This is a genomic window from Mesorhizobium sp. M4B.F.Ca.ET.203.01.1.1 (genome assembly GCF_004791025.1).
In the GTDB taxonomy this organism is placed as follows: Bacteria; Pseudomonadota; Alphaproteobacteria; order Rhizobiales; family Rhizobiaceae; genus Mesorhizobium; species Mesorhizobium abyssinicae.
The window spans coordinates 41,372-55,956 of sequence record NZ_SRUO01000014.1 but is presented as its reverse complement, the minus strand read 5'-3'; the positions used below and the strand labels follow the sequence as shown (position 1 = coordinate 55,956).

General features: G+C 65.3%; 18 protein-coding genes. 5 read left to right on the top strand and 13 right to left on the bottom strand.

Annotated elements, in window-relative coordinates:
• Window positions 1-112 precede the first annotated feature (112 nt).
• The 4 genes from EN846_RS24975 (at window position 113) to EN846_RS24960 (ending at window position 4,139) form a co-directional block, all read left to right on the top strand.
• Window positions 113-1,714 (top strand): phosphoenolpyruvate carboxykinase, encoded by a 1,602-nt coding sequence (locus EN846_RS24975; protein ID WP_127391615.1) that lies wholly within the window; start codon window positions 113-115, stop codon window positions 1,712-1,714.
• Between the two features lie 84 nt (window positions 1,715-1,798).
• Window positions 1,799-2,236 (top strand): alternative ribosome rescue aminoacyl-tRNA hydrolase ArfB, encoded by a 438-nt coding sequence (gene arfB, locus EN846_RS24970; RefSeq protein ID WP_127391616.1) that lies wholly within the window; start codon window positions 1,799-1,801, stop codon window positions 2,234-2,236.
• Window positions 2,237-2,335: 99 nt separating this feature from the next.
• Window positions 2,336-2,956, top strand: a complete 621-nt coding sequence (locus tag EN846_RS24965) for an alpha-ketoglutarate-dependent dioxygenase AlkB (RefSeq protein ID WP_127391617.1) — start codon at window positions 2,336-2,338, stop codon at window positions 2,954-2,956.
• Window positions 2,957-3,014: 58 nt separating this feature from the next.
• Complete coding sequence (locus tag EN846_RS24960; protein WP_127391618.1) at window positions 3,015-4,139, top strand: phosphatase PAP2 family protein; 1,125 nt, start codon at window positions 3,015-3,017, stop codon at window positions 4,137-4,139.
• Between the two features lie 12 nt (window positions 4,140-4,151).
• Here EN846_RS24960 and EN846_RS24955 read toward each other — a convergent pair whose 3' ends face one another.
• From EN846_RS24955 to hisB, 13 genes are all read right to left on the bottom strand, one after another.
• Entirely contained in the window at window positions 4,152-5,711 is a 1,560-nt protein-coding gene (locus EN846_RS24955; protein WP_127391619.1) for a hypothetical protein, read from the bottom strand.
• Complete coding sequence (locus tag EN846_RS24950; protein ID WP_127283701.1) at window positions 5,704-6,105, bottom strand: GtrA family protein; 402 nt, start codon at window positions 6,103-6,105, stop codon at window positions 5,704-5,706. Before EN846_RS24950 ends, EN846_RS24955 begins: the two co-directional genes overlap by 8 nt.
• Before the next feature lie 8 nt (window positions 6,106-6,113).
• Window positions 6,114-6,884: a class I SAM-dependent methyltransferase gene (locus EN846_RS24945; RefSeq protein WP_127391620.1), complete on the bottom strand. Its 771-nt coding sequence runs from the start codon at window positions 6,882-6,884 to the stop codon at window positions 6,114-6,116.
• The gene (locus EN846_RS24940; protein ID WP_245493258.1) at window positions 6,884-7,891 is read right to left on the bottom strand and encodes a glycosyltransferase family 2 protein; all 1,008 of its coding nucleotides are present in this window, start codon (window positions 7,889-7,891) and stop codon (window positions 6,884-6,886) included. The genes EN846_RS24945 and EN846_RS24940 overlap by 1 nt, the downstream gene beginning before the upstream one ends.
• A gap of 76 nt (window positions 7,892-7,967) precedes the next feature.
• On the bottom strand, window positions 7,968-8,927 hold the full coding sequence (gene coaA / locus EN846_RS24935) for a type I pantothenate kinase (RefSeq protein ID WP_126057108.1): 960 nt from the start codon (window positions 8,925-8,927) through the stop codon (window positions 7,968-7,970).
• Window positions 8,928-9,010: 83 nt separating this feature from the next.
• Window positions 9,011-9,334: a phosphoribosyl-ATP diphosphatase gene (locus tag EN846_RS24930; protein ID WP_127283698.1), complete on the bottom strand. Its 324-nt coding sequence runs from the start codon at window positions 9,332-9,334 to the stop codon at window positions 9,011-9,013.
• Window positions 9,335-9,343: 9 nt separating this feature from the next.
• Window positions 9,344-10,138, bottom strand: a complete 795-nt coding sequence (hisF, locus tag EN846_RS24925; RefSeq protein ID WP_187331353.1) for an imidazole glycerol phosphate synthase subunit HisF — start codon at window positions 10,136-10,138, stop codon at window positions 9,344-9,346.
• The gene (locus tag EN846_RS24920) at window positions 10,135-10,974 is read right to left on the bottom strand and encodes an arginase family protein (protein WP_127283696.1); all 840 of its coding nucleotides are present in this window, start codon (window positions 10,972-10,974) and stop codon (window positions 10,135-10,137) included. The genes hisF and EN846_RS24920 overlap by 4 nt, the downstream gene beginning before the upstream one ends.
• A complete protein-coding gene (gene hisA / locus EN846_RS24915) occupies window positions 10,971-11,717 on the bottom strand; it encodes a 1-(5-phosphoribosyl)-5-[(5-phosphoribosylamino)methylideneamino]imidazole-4-carboxamide isomerase (protein WP_127283695.1) in 747 nt (248 codons plus the stop codon). Before hisA ends, EN846_RS24920 begins: the two co-directional genes overlap by 4 nt.
• 2 nt (window positions 11,718-11,719) lie before the next feature.
• The gene (locus EN846_RS24910; RefSeq protein WP_128346014.1) at window positions 11,720-12,010 is read right to left on the bottom strand and encodes a DUF1330 domain-containing protein; all 291 of its coding nucleotides are present in this window, start codon (window positions 12,008-12,010) and stop codon (window positions 11,720-11,722) included.
• A complete protein-coding gene (gene hisH, locus EN846_RS24905) occupies window positions 12,010-12,660 on the bottom strand; it encodes an imidazole glycerol phosphate synthase subunit HisH (RefSeq protein ID WP_127283693.1) in 651 nt (216 codons plus the stop codon). The genes EN846_RS24910 and hisH overlap by 1 nt, the downstream gene beginning before the upstream one ends.
• A gap of 1 nt (window position 12,661) precedes the next feature.
• On the bottom strand, window positions 12,662-13,138 hold the full coding sequence (locus EN846_RS24900) for a DUF2628 domain-containing protein (protein WP_127283692.1): 477 nt from the start codon (window positions 13,136-13,138) through the stop codon (window positions 12,662-12,664).
• A 3-nt stretch (window positions 13,139-13,141) separates the two neighbouring features.
• The gene (hisB, locus tag EN846_RS24895) at window positions 13,142-13,741 is read right to left on the bottom strand and encodes an imidazoleglycerol-phosphate dehydratase HisB (RefSeq protein WP_127283691.1); all 600 of its coding nucleotides are present in this window, start codon (window positions 13,739-13,741) and stop codon (window positions 13,142-13,144) included.
• A gap of 242 nt (window positions 13,742-13,983) precedes the next feature.
• Between hisB and hslV the strand changes: the two genes are divergently transcribed.
• Window positions 13,984-14,535, top strand: a complete 552-nt coding sequence (gene hslV / locus EN846_RS24890; protein ID WP_127309474.1) for an ATP-dependent protease subunit HslV — start codon at window positions 13,984-13,986, stop codon at window positions 14,533-14,535.
• Window positions 14,536-14,585 lie beyond the last annotated feature (50 nt).

Below are 14,585 nucleotides of genomic sequence, written 5' to 3'. Positions count from 1 at the left end.
ATTCGGGTTTTCTGGTTCTGACCCTCTCAGCCCCACCGCCGGGGCGCCGATTATCCGCCGGCCAGACGCGGCAAAACAAAGCCAGATGCGGCAAACGTAGAAGGGACCCTTGATGTCGGAAGCCGGCAAACGCAATCCCGCATGCCCCCTCGATCTGAAGACCACGGGCACGGTACGCTATAACTTCGGCGCCGCCGCGCTGTACGAGGAAGCGATCCGCCGCGGCGAGGCCAGGCTCACCGCCCATGGCGCCCTCGTCGCCGAGACCGGCCAGCATACGGGACGCTCGCCCAAGGACAAATTCGTCGTGCGCGACGGCGCCACCGAACCGCATGTCTGGTGGGACAACAACAAGGCGATCTCGCCGGCGCAGTTCGATGCGCTGCTGGCAGATTTCCACGCCCATGCGGCGAACAAGGACCTCTATGTTCAGGATCTGGTCGGCGGCGCCGATTCGGATCTGAAGCTGCCGACCCGGGTCGTCACCGAATTCGCCTGGCATTCGCTGTTCATCCGCAATCTCCTGATCCGCCCCGAGGCGTCGGAGCTCGCGCATTTCGTGCCGGCGATGACGATCATCGATCTGCCCTCGTTCCGCGCCGACCCGGCCCGCCACGGCACCCGCACCGAAACGGTGATCGCCGTCGATCTGACGCGCATGATCGTGCTGATCGGCGGCACCTTCTATGCCGGCGAGATGAAGAAGTCGGTGTTCACCGCCCTCAACTATCTGCTGCCGGCCAAGGGCGTGATGCCGATGCACTGCTCGGCCAATGAAGGCCCGGCGGGCGACGCGGCGGTGTTCTTCGGCCTCTCCGGAACCGGCAAGACGACGCTGTCGGCCGATCCGTCGCGCACGCTGATCGGCGATGACGAGCACGGCTGGGGCCCGCACGGCATCTTCAACTTCGAGGGCGGCTGCTACGCCAAGACGATCAGGCTCTCGGCCGAGGCCGAGCCGGAGATCTTCGCCACCACGCAACGTTTCGGCACCGTGCTGGAAAATGTCGTGCTCGGCGCCGACCGCGTGCCGGATTTCGACGACGGCAGCCTGACCGAAAACACGCGCTGCGCCTATCCGCTCGACTACATCCCCAATGCCTCGAAGACCGGCCGCGCCAGTCATCCCAAAAACATCATCATGCTGACCGCCGACGCCTTCGGCGTGATGCCGCCGATCGCGAAACTGACCCCGGCGCAGGCGATGTATCATTTCCTCTCCGGCTATACGGCCAAGGTCGCCGGCACCGAAAAGGGCGTCACCGAGCCGGAAGCGACCTTCTCGACCTGTTTCGGCGCGCCGTTCATGCCGCGCCACCCATCGGAATACGGCAATCTGCTGCGCGAGCTGATCGCCCGCCATGGCGCCGATTGCTGGCTTGTCAACACCGGTTGGACCGGCGGCGCTTACGGCACCGGCCGCCGCATGCCGATCAAGGTGACGCGGGCGCTGCTCGCCGCCGCGCTCGACGGCTCGCTGAAGACCGCCGATTTCCGCACCGACGCCAATTTCGGCTTCGCGGTGCCGGTGGCGGTCGCCGGCGTCGAGCGCGCCATCCTCGATCCGCGCTCGACCTGGGCCGACAAGCCGGCCTACGACCGCCAGGCGGCGAGGCTGGTCGGCATGTTCGCCGCCAACTTCGAAAAGTTTGAGCCGCATGTCGACGCGACCATCATGGGTGCCGCGCCGCGCCTGCAGGAAGCGGCCGAATAGTCGTTGCGGCTATGGTGTTTCTGTCCAAGACCCGGCTTTGCGCCGGGTCTTTTCTTTTTCACGCCGCCGCGTCATGACTGCGGCATGGCTTCAGACGAAAAAATCATCATTGCCGACAATGTGGTGATCCATCCCGGCGATCTGCACGAGGATTTCATCCGTTCCTCGGGTCCTGGCGGCCAGAACGTCAACAAGGTGGCCACCGCCGTGCAACTGCGCTTCGATGCCGCCAACGCAGAGGGCCTGCCGGAGCGGGTGCGCGAGCGCACCATCAAGCTTGCCGGCCAGCGCGCCACCAAGGACGGCGTCGTCGTCATCGAGGCCGGACGCTTCCGCACCCAGGAGCAGAACCGGGCCGATGCGCGGGCGAGGCTGACAGCTCTGGTCGCCAAGGCGGCCGAGCCGCCGCCGCCGCCGCGCAAGAAGACCAGGCCGTCGAAAGGCGCCGTCGAGCGCCGCCTCAAGACCAAGGCCGGGCGCTCCACGGTGAAGAAGCTGCGCGGCCGGGTCGAGAACGACTGAGACGGCCCGGCGGAGACCGCGCTGGCCCCGCTTTCGGGTCGCCGTCTTTCCCCATCGGTGGCATGCTCGGGCGCGCTAACCGGATCGAACGGAAATCCCATGCTCGTTTTGCCCAAGGGTGTCCGCCATATGCCCGGCTACCTGCCGCGCCCGGCGCAGGAAGCGCTGGTCGAAGAGATCAGGGCGGTGGTGCAGGCTGCGCCCTTGTTCGTGCCGGCCATGCCGCGCACCGGCAAGGAAATGAGCGTGCGCATGACCAATTGCGGCCCGCTCGGCTGGGTCACCGACAAGGAGCGTGGCTACCGCTATCAGCCGACGCATCCGGTCTCAGGACAGCTCTGGCCACCGATCCCGGAGGCCTTGCTGAAAGTATGGCAGGAGGTTGCTGCCTATCCGCATCCGCCTGAGGCCTGTCTCGTCAATTTCTATTCGAGCGACGCCAGGATGGGCCTGCACCAGGACCGCGACGAGGAAGATTTCGCCGCGCCCGTCGTCTCCGTGTCGCTCGGCGACGATTGCCTGTTCAGGGTCGGCCAGACCACGCGCGAAGGCGGAACAAAATCCTTCCGGCTGAAAAGCGGCGACGTCGTCGTGCTCGGCGGCGAGGGCCGCCTTTGCTTCCACGGCGTCGACCGCATCTACCCGTCGACCTCGGCGCTGCTGAAGAATGGCGGTCGCATCAATCTGACGTTGCGGCGGGTGACGCTGCACGCCCGCTAACCGAATCTACAGACTTTTTTCATAAATACGCCAAGGCGCTGCGGTGTGGGGTCGGGCAATGACTGAGAGCGGTTTGGTTATCCGTCACCTGTGGACGATCGTCTGCGGGGCAATTCAGCTCGTTCGCAGGGATTCGGGCCTTTATCTGAGCATCGTCATCTATACGTTGGCGGGACTGGTCTTCCTGCATGCGATAGGCGCTGACGACCGCACCGCATATGCGATATATTTCGGCAGATGGACACTGCTTAACTGTCTGATATTGCCGGCTTTTGCCATCCTTATCGACCTCATCCTGATCGTCCGCCGCTTCGGCCCCCGGCGCCGTCTCGCCGCGAAACGGATCTTTTCCATGACGCGGTTGGCCTACGCGTTCTCCGGGCTGAGCCTGCTTATGGCGCTGATGATCTTCCAAGGCACGTTCACCTCGGTGAAAAACGGCATGCCGGTCTGGCAGGACGGTTTTCCGTTCGACGTGGCGCAAGCCAACATCGACGCCTTCCTGCATTTTGGCACCGATCCCTGGCGCTGGCTTTACGCCGTGGCCGAAAACGATTCGATCCGCGCCGCAATCGAGTGGAACTACAACGTCTTCTGGTTCCTGCTCAATTTCGGCGCCCTGTTCTTTGTCGCGACGTCGCCCATGGTCGCATCGGTTCGCACGCGCTACCTGGCCTGCTTCATGGCGGTCTGGATCGTCGTCGGCAACGTGCTGGCCGCGCTGTTCCTGTCGGCGGGTCCGGCGTTCTATGGCTCGGTCACGGGAGACGTGGCCCGGTTTGGCGAACAGCTTGCGTTCCTGGCCCATGGCGCCGCGTCGCGCAACTCCGCCGTTTCCTATCAGCAGTATCTGTGGACGCTGCACGAGGCTAGGCAGACCGGCTTTGGCTCGGGCATTTCGGCGTTCCCGAGCGTGCATGTCGGGTTGGCGATGCTGAACGCGCTGTTCCTGCGCGAGTTCAACCGCTATCTCGGTGCGCTGGCGTTCGTCTATGTCGCCTTCGTCGCGGCCAGCTCGGTTTACCTCGCCTGGCATTATGCGATCGACGGCTATGTCAGCGCCATCGTCACCCTCATCGTCTATGTCGTGGCTCGCAAGCTGATCCCGGCCGATTCCCGGCCGGTGGCGGCCATGCAGACAGCGACCGTCAATCGCCCCGAGGCGGCCGTCGCGGCGTTCTGAGCGCCGTATCCTTCATCTTTGGATGCGCCGGTAGACGGTGATTGCCGGCTCCGCATGCAGCACACGGTAGTTGCGCAAGGCAGCCATGATCCGCTTGTCGCCGTGCATGAGCGCATCCCAGGACGGATTGCCTGCCGGGCCTGCCAGCACGATGTCGGGCTGCTTTGCCGCTATCTCGGCGGCAAAGTCGCCGATCGCCTGATCGCGGATTGTCTCCAATCTCAGCTTCTGTTCGGGGTCATCGGTCCTGTCCACCAGTTTCTGGGCGCTGGAGACCATCCAGGCGCCGGGGTTGCGCGACACGAACCTGCCGCCCACCAGCCGGGTCAGGGGGTACGCGGCCTGCATCTGGGAGGCGATCGATACGATCGTCGGATGCTCGAAGCTGTCGCGGATCGCACCGACCGATCGCTCGATCGGTCCGCTGTCCCTGGTCAGCGCGTCATACTGCGCCCTGGTCGTCGCTTGCAGCAGCAGAACGCAGCCGAACATCAGCGCGGCTTTGCGAACCATCCCTTTCTTTGGGAAATCGCCGAACCGCAGAAGCTGCAGGCCGAACGCGATTGCCGTGATCGCGACCATCGGCAGGGCGTGGTTCGGCCATCCCTTGCCCATCAGCAGGAAGGCGGGGACCAGGCCGAGCGCGCTTGCCAGCGCGATCCTTGTGTCCCAATGCACATGCCTCGGCGCTCCCGTCCCGACAACGATCGCGGCCGACAGCAGCAGCACGATCTTCGGCCAGTTCTCCAGATTGTCGAGCAGTGGCGCGCGAAGCGGCAGGTAGACTTCCCTGACGAGCGGCAGGACTTGCGTCAGGTAGCCGCGGTCGAAGATTGCGATGCTGGCCACGTAGAAGACGGCCATCGCGGCCCCGATAAGGTTTTCCGTAACGAGGATCGGCCTTGGCGAACGCCGTTGCCAGGCGAGGCACAGCGACGGCACGACGAAGGCCAGGGCGAAGTGGGGTGGCTTGACCATCACCATGACGCCGGCGCCGAGGCCGGCCACGATGCGTTCGGCAAGCGATCCGGCAACGAAGTCCGGTTGCCGCTGGCGCGCGCACTGCAATGCCAGCCAGGGCAGGATGCCGATCAGCGCGAACTGCTCGCGCTGGCCGAACTGATCCGGCAGGAAACACAGTACCATGAAGGCCACCGCCGCCAGCACCCAGAAGCCGCCGGCCTGCCGGTAGATCGGGTCGGCGCGCGTCAGGATCCGGGCGCAAACCACCAGGCTGGCCAGACCGAGACAGACAACCCCGAGCGCCAGCCAGAACTCGGCCGCTATGCCGGTCAGCCTCTCCAGCAGCACGAACGGCATATACAGCCAGATCGAGAAGGGCGGATTGGTCTCTAGCATATCGGTGTTCAGCCGTTCGCCGTTCAACAGCCGCTCGCAGACCACCAGCAGCCACGACACATCGACATTGGTCGGCACCACAGCGATCGCCAGCCACGCCGCATAGGCGGCAGCCAAGAACGTCAGGAAAAGCGGCGTCGCGATCCGCCGGACGGGTCGCGACGTGGGAGCAAATCCGGCCAAAGGCTTGTCGTAGGGCTCGGCTCTAGACATCGCGGAACACCCAACGCCTGAGCACGATGTAATTCACCAGCGGCACGACGATGCAGGTCAGGACGATCGGGATGGCCGCGGGCATGCCCAGCCGCTCGGTGAGGACGACGGGCAAGGCGATGGCTGTCGCCAGGCCCATCGCGTTGAGCAGAGCAAAGCGCGGCAGTTCGAAGGCGTGCGCGCCAGCCGACATGAAAGTGAAGTACTTGTGTCCGGCATAGGAGAACAGCCCCGCAATGGCATAGGCGACCACGGACGCCGCCGTTGCCGGGAGCATCGCGGCTCCAGTGCCGCCGCGCGACAGCGCCAGGGCGCAAACGGCATAGACCAGCGTCGAAGCGCCGCCGATCACTGCGAAGCGCGAAATCCGGTGGGAGCGCAGAATGTTCAGCATGGTCGGAGTCAGGCCGCCAGCCGGCTGTCCAGTCGCGCCCTGTCGAAGGCCGCGTCCGTGCCGAACACGGCAAGCAGCGAGACACCGAACGGCAGCCCGGCATTCGGCAGGATCCGGCTTTCGGCCGAAAACAGCGCCTTCATCGCGCTGTTGATCGGCTTTGGCGGCATCGCCTGCCCGGAAGCGGTGTTCGAGCGCCGCAGGCGGTCGGCAAGGCGGGCGAGCGCCGCCACCGGAAACAGCGCCGCATTGGTGTAGCTCAGCTTCTCGACGCGATAACCGGCCTGTTCGATACGCGTCTTCAACAGATTGCGCGAATAGCGCCGCATGTGGTGCAGCCCGACATCGTGCTTGCTCCACAGCCATTGGTGCGCCGGAACCGTGAGCACGACCTTGCCGCCCGGCTTCAGCATTCGCCTTATCGTCTCCAGCGAGGCTTCGTCTTCCGCGACATGCTCAAGCACGTCGAACAGGCAGACGAGGTCGAAGCTCGCCGACGTCACGGGCATGCCATCGGGAAGATGGCCGGCAAGGAAGTCGCGGCCCGTCTTCTCGCGGGCGATCCGGCGCGCCAGCTCGTTCATCTCCACCGCCGTCACGGTGCCGAACTGCTCCAGCATCCTGATGTTGCCGCCCGTGCCGGCGCCGATCTCGAGGATATCGGCGTCGCGGGGCAGGCCGAGGCCGCGGATGACCGCCTCGGCGATGGCGCGCCGCCCGCAGAACCACCAATGCTCGTCCTCGGTGGCCGCCATCCGCCGATAGGCATCGAGCTCCATCAGGGCGTCCCGTCGTATTTGCGGCGCACGATGTAGATCGGGCGCTGTTTGATCTCGGCATAGACGCGGCCGAGATACTGGCCGATGATGCCGATGCCGAGCAGCTGGATGCCGCCGAGGAACAGCACGCTGACCAGCAGCGAGGCATAGCCGGGCACGTCGATGCCGAAAACCAGCGTCTTGGCGATGATCAGGAGGCCATAGAGGAACGCGAAGGCCGAGATCGTCGCGCCGACATAGGTCCAGACCTCCAGCGGTGCGCTCGAGAAGCTGGTGATGCCTTCCAGCGCGAAGTTCCACAGCCGCCAGCCCGAGAACTTCGACTGTCCGGCGCTGCGCTGGTCGCGGCTGTATTCGACGGTGGCGGAGCGGAAGCCCACCCAGGCGAACAGCCCTTTCATGAACCGACGCCGCTCGGGAAGCGAACGCAGCGCCTCAATCACCTGGCGGTCGATCAGCCGGAAATCGCCGACATCCTGCGGGATCTTCTGCTGCGCGATCCAGTTGTGAACGCGGTAGAACATCGACGCCGAGCGCTGCTTGAGGAAACTGTCGCTGGCGCGGCTGGCGCGCTTGGCGAGCACGACCTCGAAACCCTCGCGCCATTTCTCGACAAGCAGCGGAATGACATGCGGCGGATCCTGGAGGTCGGCATCCATCGGGATCGCGGCATCCGCATCGCAGCAGTCGAGCCCGGCGGTCAAGGCGGCTTCCTTGCCGAAATTGCGCGACAGGTCGATCACCCGGATGCGCGGATCGGCTTGCTGCGCCTCGATCAGCCGATCGAGCGTCGCGTCGCTGCTGCCGTCATTGACGAAGATGAAGTCGAAGGCGACGCCGGCTTGCTTCAGCGGGTCGGTGTGTTCGCGCACGGCCGCCAGAAACGGCGCGATCGCGCTTTCCTCATTGTGCACCGGCACGATCAGCGCGACCGTCGCCGTGCCGGTTCGCGGGTGCGCGATGCCGCTCGACGCCGGTCGATCGATGTGGAGGAATGGCGCGTTCATTGCTTGCCCAGCCCGCGGATCGGGCCCGACAATAGGAAAGCTCGGTTAAGATGACTTTAAGGAATGCCTCGGCGCGTCAAAGCTTCCTCAGCGCCACCTCCTCGACCAGGTGATTGGCGCCCTTGCGCAGGATAAGGTCGGCGCGCGCCCGCGTCGGCAGGATGTTCTCGCGCAGGTTCTTCAGGTTGATGTTGGTCCACAGACCTTCGGCGATGGCGCGTGCGGCGTCTTCCGAAAGCTGCGAATAGCGGTGGAAGAAGGAGTCCGGGTTGCGGAAGGCGGTTTCGCGCAGCCGCATGAAGCGCTGGATGTACCACTGGTGGATCAGTTTCTCGTCGGCATCGATGTAGATGGCGAAGTCGAAGAAGTCCGACAGGAAGGGCACGATCTTGCCGTCCCTCGGCAATTTGCCCGGCTGCAGCACGTTGATGCCCTCGAAGATCAAAATGTCCGGCCGATCGATGGTGACGAACTCGCCGGGAATGACATCGTAGGTCAGGTGCGAATAGACCGGCGCGCGGACATTGCGTTGCGCCGACTTGATGCCGGACAGGAACCTGAGCAGCGCGCCGACATCATAGCTGTCGGGAAAGCCCTTGCGCTCCATCAGATTGTCGCGGCGCAGGATCTCGTTTGGCAGCAGAAAGCCGTCGGTGGTGATCAGATCGACCTTTGGGCTCGACGGCCAGCGCGCCAGAAGCTCCTTGAGCACGCGCGCCGTGGTCGATTTGCCGACCGCGACCGAGCCGGCGATGCCGATGATGAAGGGCGTCTTGACCACATCCTGGGCGTTGAAGAAGGCTTGGCGCTGCCGGAACAGGAGCTGGCTTGCCTCGACATGCGCCGAGAGCAGCCGCGACAGCGACAGATAGATGCGTTTGACCTCCTCGAGGTCGACCGGGTCGTTCAACGACCGCAAGCGGTCGATCTCGTCCTCGGTCAGCGTCAGCGGCGTGTCGGCGCGGAACTGTGACCATTGCTCGGCCGAGAAGAAGCGATAGGGGGAGTATTTCTCGGTAGGAGCAAGCTGATCCATCGAGTTTCCTGCCCTCCTAGAGCATGATGTCGAAAAGTGTGAAGCGGTTCTCGGGCGACATCATGCTCAATCCGTCTCTACCGTCAGCCCTTGGGCCGCGACGCCTTTTCGGCAACCCCCGAGCGGCCGGTGCGGCCCTCGAGCTCCTTCAGCACCTCGTCCAGCGGCACGCCGGCGATGCCGAGGACGACCAGCCAATGATACATAAGATCGGCACTTTCCGAAACGAGGCCCTGCCTGTCGCCGCGCACGGCGGCGATCACCGTCTCGACGGCTTCCTCGCCGAGCTTCTGCGCCGCCTTGTCGATGCCCTTGGCGAACAGCTTTGCCGTCCACGAGTCCGGATCGCCGGAGCGGGCGCGTTCCCGGATGGTCTTTTCCAGATCGGACAGCGAAAACTCAGTCATTTTCGCCGTTTAAGCCCGTTGAACCGGCGAGTCCAGCCGCATCGGCAGCCCGGCAGCGGCCATATGCGCCTTGGCCTCGGCGATGGTGTAGGTGCCGAAATGGAAGATCGAGGCGGCAAGCACCGCACCGGCATGGCCGTCGCGGATGCCTTCCACCAGATGGTCGAGCGTGCCGACGCCGCCGGAGGCGATGACCGGCGCGCGCACCGCGTCCGCGATCGCGCGTGTCAGCGCGATGTCGTAGCCGGCCTTGGTGCCGTCGCGGTCCATCGAGGTAAGCAAGATCTCGCCGGCGCCGCGATCGACCATCCGCCTGGCGAAGTCGACGGCGTCGATGCCGGTCTTCTCGCGCCCGCCATGGGTGAAGATCTCCCAGCGGTCGGCCTCGCCGGCGCCCGAGACCTTCTTGGCGTCGATGGCCACCACGATGCACTGGTTGCCGAACTTGTCGGCCGCTTCCGCGACGAAATCGGGATTCTTCACCGCTGCCGTGTTGATCGACACCTTGTCGGCGCCGGCCAGAAGCAGCCTTCTTATGTCGGCCACCTGGCGCACGCCGCCGCCGACGGTGAGCGGCATGAAGCATTGCTCGGCGGTGCGGGCGACGACGTCGAAGATGGTCTCGCGGTTGTCCGACGAGGCGGTGATGTCGAGGAAGCAGAGCTCGTCGGCGCCGGCCGCGTCATAGGCCTTGGCCGCCTCGACCGGATCGCCGGCATCGATGAGGTCGACGAAGTTGACGCCCTTGACGACGCGGCCGTTCTTGACGTCGAGGCAAGGAATGACGCGTGCCTTCAGCATCAGCTCTTCTCCAATGTCGCCAGCAGGTCGACCAGCAGTTCACCGACCAGCGGCGGCACCTCGCCCTTGGCATCGAAGGCCGGATCATAGGCGGAGATGGTGAGGCCGGCGACGGGCAGCAGGCCGGCCATGCCGCACATGGCGCGGCGCACCTGCTCCGGAGCGGGACCGCCGGGCGTCGCGAAGCGGTTCGCCTGCAGCTCTTCGGGATCGTGCACGTCGAGGTCGATATGCATGTGGACACGGCTTGCGCCGGCGGCCTTCAGCTTTTCGGCCGCCCCGGCCCAGCCCGGACATTCCGCCCGGATCACGGGGAGCTTTTCCAGACGGTCTTTTTCCGCCGGGTCGAGGTCGCGCGCATTGACGAGCACCGCACGGGCGGGATCGATCGGCTTGAAGCCGGGGATCTGCGCCGTCATCGGCCGCCAGCAGAGGCCCAGTACCGTCGCCAGCGCCATGCCGTCGAGAAATCCCGAGGTGGAAGTGTCCGGCGTGTTGATGTCGCCATGCTGGTCGGCCCAGATGATGGCGTCGGAGCCTTGGCCGGCCACGGCGCCTGCGCTGCTCAGGCAGTTACCGGCGAGCACGACGGGAAACCGTCCATTGTCGAGGGCGATGCGCACCTCGCCCGAGACGGCGTTGCAGACGGCGAAGCCGGTCGCGATCTCGCGCGCCTGCTCGTCGTCGCTCACCCTGCCGATATCGTGGACGTCGATGTCGTGGCCGGCAAGCTTGAGCGCGTCGGCCAGGCCGCCGGCCATCAGCGCGTCCGGACCCTGGCCGCAGCCGCCGTGATAGTGGCCGCTGTCGTAGGACGCCAGGATGATCGAGACCTTCACGGCCTTGCCTCCATGCCCTCGCCGCGCAGGATCGCCAGCGCCTCGGCCGGGTCGATGCGCCCGTCATAGAGCGCGCGGCCGGAAATGGCGCCTTCGAGCCTCTGCGCGTCAGGCATGGTCATGCGCACGATGTCGGCGATCGAGGCCAGGCCGCCCGAGGCGATCACCGGAATCGACACCGCCTCGGCGAGGTCGATCGTCGAATCCCAGTTGATCCCGGTCAGCACGCCGTCGCGGTCGATATCGGTGTAGATGATGGCGGCGACGCCGGCGCCTTCGAATTTCTGCGCCAGCTCGACGACGCCGAGGCTGGACGCTTCGGCCCAGCCCTCGACCGCGACCTTGCCGCCCTTGGCGTCGATACCGACGGCGATCTTGCCCGGAAAGGTCTTGCAGGCCTGCTTGACGAGGTCGGGGTCGCGCACCGCCACGGTGCCGAGGATGACGCGTGCCAGGCCACGGTCGAGCCAGTCCTCGATCTGCTCCAGCGTGCGGATGCCGCCGCCGAGCTGCACCGGGTTCGCGGTTGCCTTGAGGATGGCGCCGACAGCCGCGCTGTTGACGCTCTGGCCCTTGAAGGCGCCGTTGAGGTCGACCACGTGCAGCCACTCGAAGCCCTGTTCCTCGAAGGCCTTGGCCTGGGCCGCCGGGTCATCGTTGTAGATGGTGGCCGTGGCCATGTCGCCGTGCTTCAGGCGCACGCATTTGCCGTCCTTGAGATCGATCGCGGGAAACAGGATCACGGTCAGGCGCCCTCGACGATGACAAAGTGGCCGGTCGAGGCGGTAAGCCTATATTTCGAGGCCGCTTGGTATTCCGGCGATTCGTAGCAGGCGATCGCCGTTTCGTAGGACTCGAACTCGACCACGACATGGCGATTGCCCGTCGGCCCTTCCGGGTTGGTGTAGCGTCCGGCCCGCACGGGGAATTCCGCACCGTATTTGGCGAATGCCACAGCGTTGGCCTCGATATATTGCTTGTAGATCTCGGGATCGCGGACGTCGATCAGCGCGATCCAGTAGCCCTTCTTGCTCATCAAGGCCTCCAGCGCAGGAAATTGGTGATCAGGGCGAGGCCGAGGGCCTGGCTCTTTTCGGGATGGAACTGCGTGCCGACCAGGTTGTCGCGCGCGACAGCCGCCGTCACCGGCCCGCCATAGTCGGCGACCGCCAGCACCTCGTCCGGCTTCGTGGCCTCCAGATGATAGGAATGGACGAAATAGGCGTGCAGTCCCTTCGGCCCGGTCTCGATGCCCGAGAATACCGGATGCTTGCGCGTGAGCTCGATCGTGTTCCAGCCGATCTGCGGGATCTTCAGCGCCGCATCGGCGGGCGTGATCTCCTTGATGTCGCCGGCGATCCAGCCGAAGCCCTTGGTGACGGTCTTTTCCAGCCCGCGTTCCGACATCAGCTGCATGCCGACGCAGATGCCGAGGAACGGCCGGCCCTTGACGATCGCCACCTCTTCCACCGCGTCCCACATGCCGCTGACGGCCTTGAGGCCGGCCGCGCAGTCGGCATAAGCGCCGACGCCGGGCAGCACGATGCGGTCGGCGGTGCGGACCCGCTCGGCATCGGCGGTGAGCTCGATTGTCGCGGCAATGCCCGCCTCGCGCGCGGCGCGCTCGAAGGCCTTGGTGGCCGAGCGCAGATTGCCCGACCCGTAATCGATGATCGCAACCCGCATGTCAGGGCCTTCCCGGCGTGTGGGTGAGCCCCAGAGCCATACCGGTCTGCGCCGGCCGTGCCAGATTGGCGTCGGGCACGATGCGCGGCACGGGCGGCTGCTCGCCTGGCGGCACGTCGGTCTCCAGCGCATGACGCGTCTCGGCGCCGTCCAGCCTGTCGGCCTCGACGACGCCCCATTCGTGCCAGCCGCGGCGGCGTAGCGCCGCGATGCGCAGCCCTTGCCCTTCCAGCCCGACATAGAGCGAGACCAGCAGCGACAGGGCCGAGCCCGCCCAGGCAAGTCCAAGCTTCTCGCCAAGCATCGACAGGATGGCCATGACGACGAAGGTCAGCGCCGCCTCGATCCACAGCCGGTTCCAGGCGAGCCACAGCGGCGGCACGAGGAAGCCCAGCCAGGCGAAACCGTCGCGGACAAAGACCGTTCCATCGGATCGTTCACCGCGGCCCGGCGGCTCCATCACGACATAGATGGCCATCGCCTATCCCTTCAAAGATCCCTTGGTGGACGGAACCGCGTCCGGCTGGCGCGGATCGCGCTCGAGCGCGGAACGCAGCGCCCGCGCCACCGCCTTGAAGCAGGTCTCGGCGATGTGGTGGTTGTTGGCGCCGTAATGATTGGTCACATGCAGCGTGATGCCGGCGTTCTGCGCCAGCGCCTGGAAGAACTCGCGCACCAGCTCGGTGTCGAACGTGCCGATCTTGGGCGACGAGAAGGAGACGTTCCAGACCAGGAACGGCCGGCCGGAGACGTCGATTGCCGCTCTGGTCAGCGTCTCGTCCATGGCGAGGTCGATCGAGGCATAGCGCATGATGCCGCGCCGCTCGCCGAGCGCCTTGGCCAGCGCCTGGCCGAGCGCGATGCCGGTGTCCTCGACCGTGTGGTGGTCGTCTATGTGGAGGTCGCCCTTTGCCTTCACCGTCATGTCGATCAGCGAATGACGCGACAACTGGTCGAGCATATGGTCGAAGAAGCCGACGCCCGTCGCAATGTCGGACTTGCCGGTGCCGTCGACATGGACCGACACCGAGATGTCGGTTTCCTTGGTCTTGCGGCTGGCTTCGGCGGAACGCGTCGGCATGATCTATCCTTGTCCGGGAGGTTCATGGCGTGCGGGAGCGCACAGGCCGCAAACGCCCATATGCTTGAAATCGAGAGCCTTCTAGCAGCATGATCCGGCGATTGCCAGTTGCCATTCCCATAGGGTATCGGGCTGGCCGGCATGTCGTTTGCAATCGCCCACCCCATGCATACATATGGCCGATCAAAGTCCCTCGTACCGCGCCAATCGCCTCATTGGGATCGCGCGAATCGGAGCAGAAAATGTCGAATGAACTGACCATGCACGCCACGACCATCGTCACCGTGCGCAAGGGCAGCAAGGTCGTGATCGCCGGCGACGGCCAGGTCAGCCTCGGCCAGACCATCATGAAGGGCAATGCCAAGAAGGTGCGCCGCATCGGCAAGGGTGGCAATGTCATCGCCGGTTTCGCCGGCGCCACCGCCGATGCCTTCACCCTTCTGGAGCGGCTCGAAGCCAAGCTCGAGCAATATCCCGATCAGTTGACGCGGGCCTGCGTCGAACTCGCCAAGGACTGGCGCACCGACCGCTACCTGCGCCGGCTGGAAGCCATGATGCTGGTTGCCGACAAATCGGTCTCGCTGGCGTTGACCGGCACCGGCGACGTGCTCGAGCCCGAACATGGCGTCATGGCCATCGGCTCCGGCGGCAACTACGCGCTGGCCGCCGCCCGCGCGCTGATGGACACCGACAAGGACGCCGAGGAGATCGCCCGCAAGGCGATGCAGATCGCGGCCGACATCTGCGTCTACACCAACAGCAATTTTGTCGTCGAAACGCTCGATGCCGCCTGAGGCAATCGACCATGATCCCGAAAAGTGGGACCCGGTTTTCGGATAAGATC

Bases quoted from the DNA above. Each gene is read 5' to 3' on its own strand.
- EN846_RS24975 (WP_127391615.1), top strand. From the start codon at position 113: ATGTCGGAAGCCGGCAAACGCAATCCCGCATGCCCCCTCGATCTGAAG.
- arfB (WP_127391616.1), top strand. From the start codon at position 1,799: ATGGCTTCAGACGAAAAAATCATCATTGCCGACAATGTGGTGATCCAT.
- EN846_RS24965 (WP_127391617.1), top strand. From the start codon at position 2,336: ATGCTCGTTTTGCCCAAGGGTGTCCGCCATATGCCCGGCTACCTGCCG.
- EN846_RS24960 (WP_127391618.1), top strand. From the start codon at position 3,015: ATGACTGAGAGCGGTTTGGTTATCCGTCACCTGTGGACGATCGTCTGC.
- EN846_RS24955 (WP_127391619.1), bottom strand. From the start codon at position 5,711: ATGTCTAGAGCCGAGCCCTACGACAAGCCTTTGGCCGGATTTGCTCCC.
- EN846_RS24950 (WP_127283701.1), bottom strand. From the start codon at position 6,105: ATGCTGAACATTCTGCGCTCCCACCGGATTTCGCGCTTCGCAGTGATC.
- EN846_RS24945 (WP_127391620.1), bottom strand. From the start codon at position 6,884: ATGGAGCTCGATGCCTATCGGCGGATGGCGGCCACCGAGGACGAGCAT.
- EN846_RS24940 (WP_245493258.1), bottom strand. From the start codon at position 7,891: ATGAACGCGCCATTCCTCCACATCGATCGACCGGCGTCGAGCGGCATC.
- coaA (WP_126057108.1), bottom strand. From the start codon at position 8,927: ATGGATCAGCTTGCTCCTACCGAGAAATACTCCCCCTATCGCTTCTTC.
- EN846_RS24930 (WP_127283698.1), bottom strand. From the start codon at position 9,334: ATGACTGAGTTTTCGCTGTCCGATCTGGAAAAGACCATCCGGGAACGC.
- EN846_RS24910 (WP_128346014.1), bottom strand. From the start codon at position 12,010: ATGAGCAAGAAGGGCTACTGGATCGCGCTGATCGACGTCCGCGATCCC.
- hisH (WP_127283693.1), bottom strand. From the start codon at position 12,660: ATGCGGGTTGCGATCATCGATTACGGGTCGGGCAATCTGCGCTCGGCC.
- EN846_RS24900 (WP_127283692.1), bottom strand. From the start codon at position 13,138: ATGGCCATCTATGTCGTGATGGAGCCGCCGGGCCGCGGTGAACGATCC.
- hisB (WP_127283691.1), bottom strand. From the start codon at position 13,741: ATGCCGACGCGTTCCGCCGAAGCCAGCCGCAAGACCAAGGAAACCGAC.
- hslV (WP_127309474.1), top strand. From the start codon at position 13,984: ATGTCGAATGAACTGACCATGCACGCCACGACCATCGTCACCGTGCGC.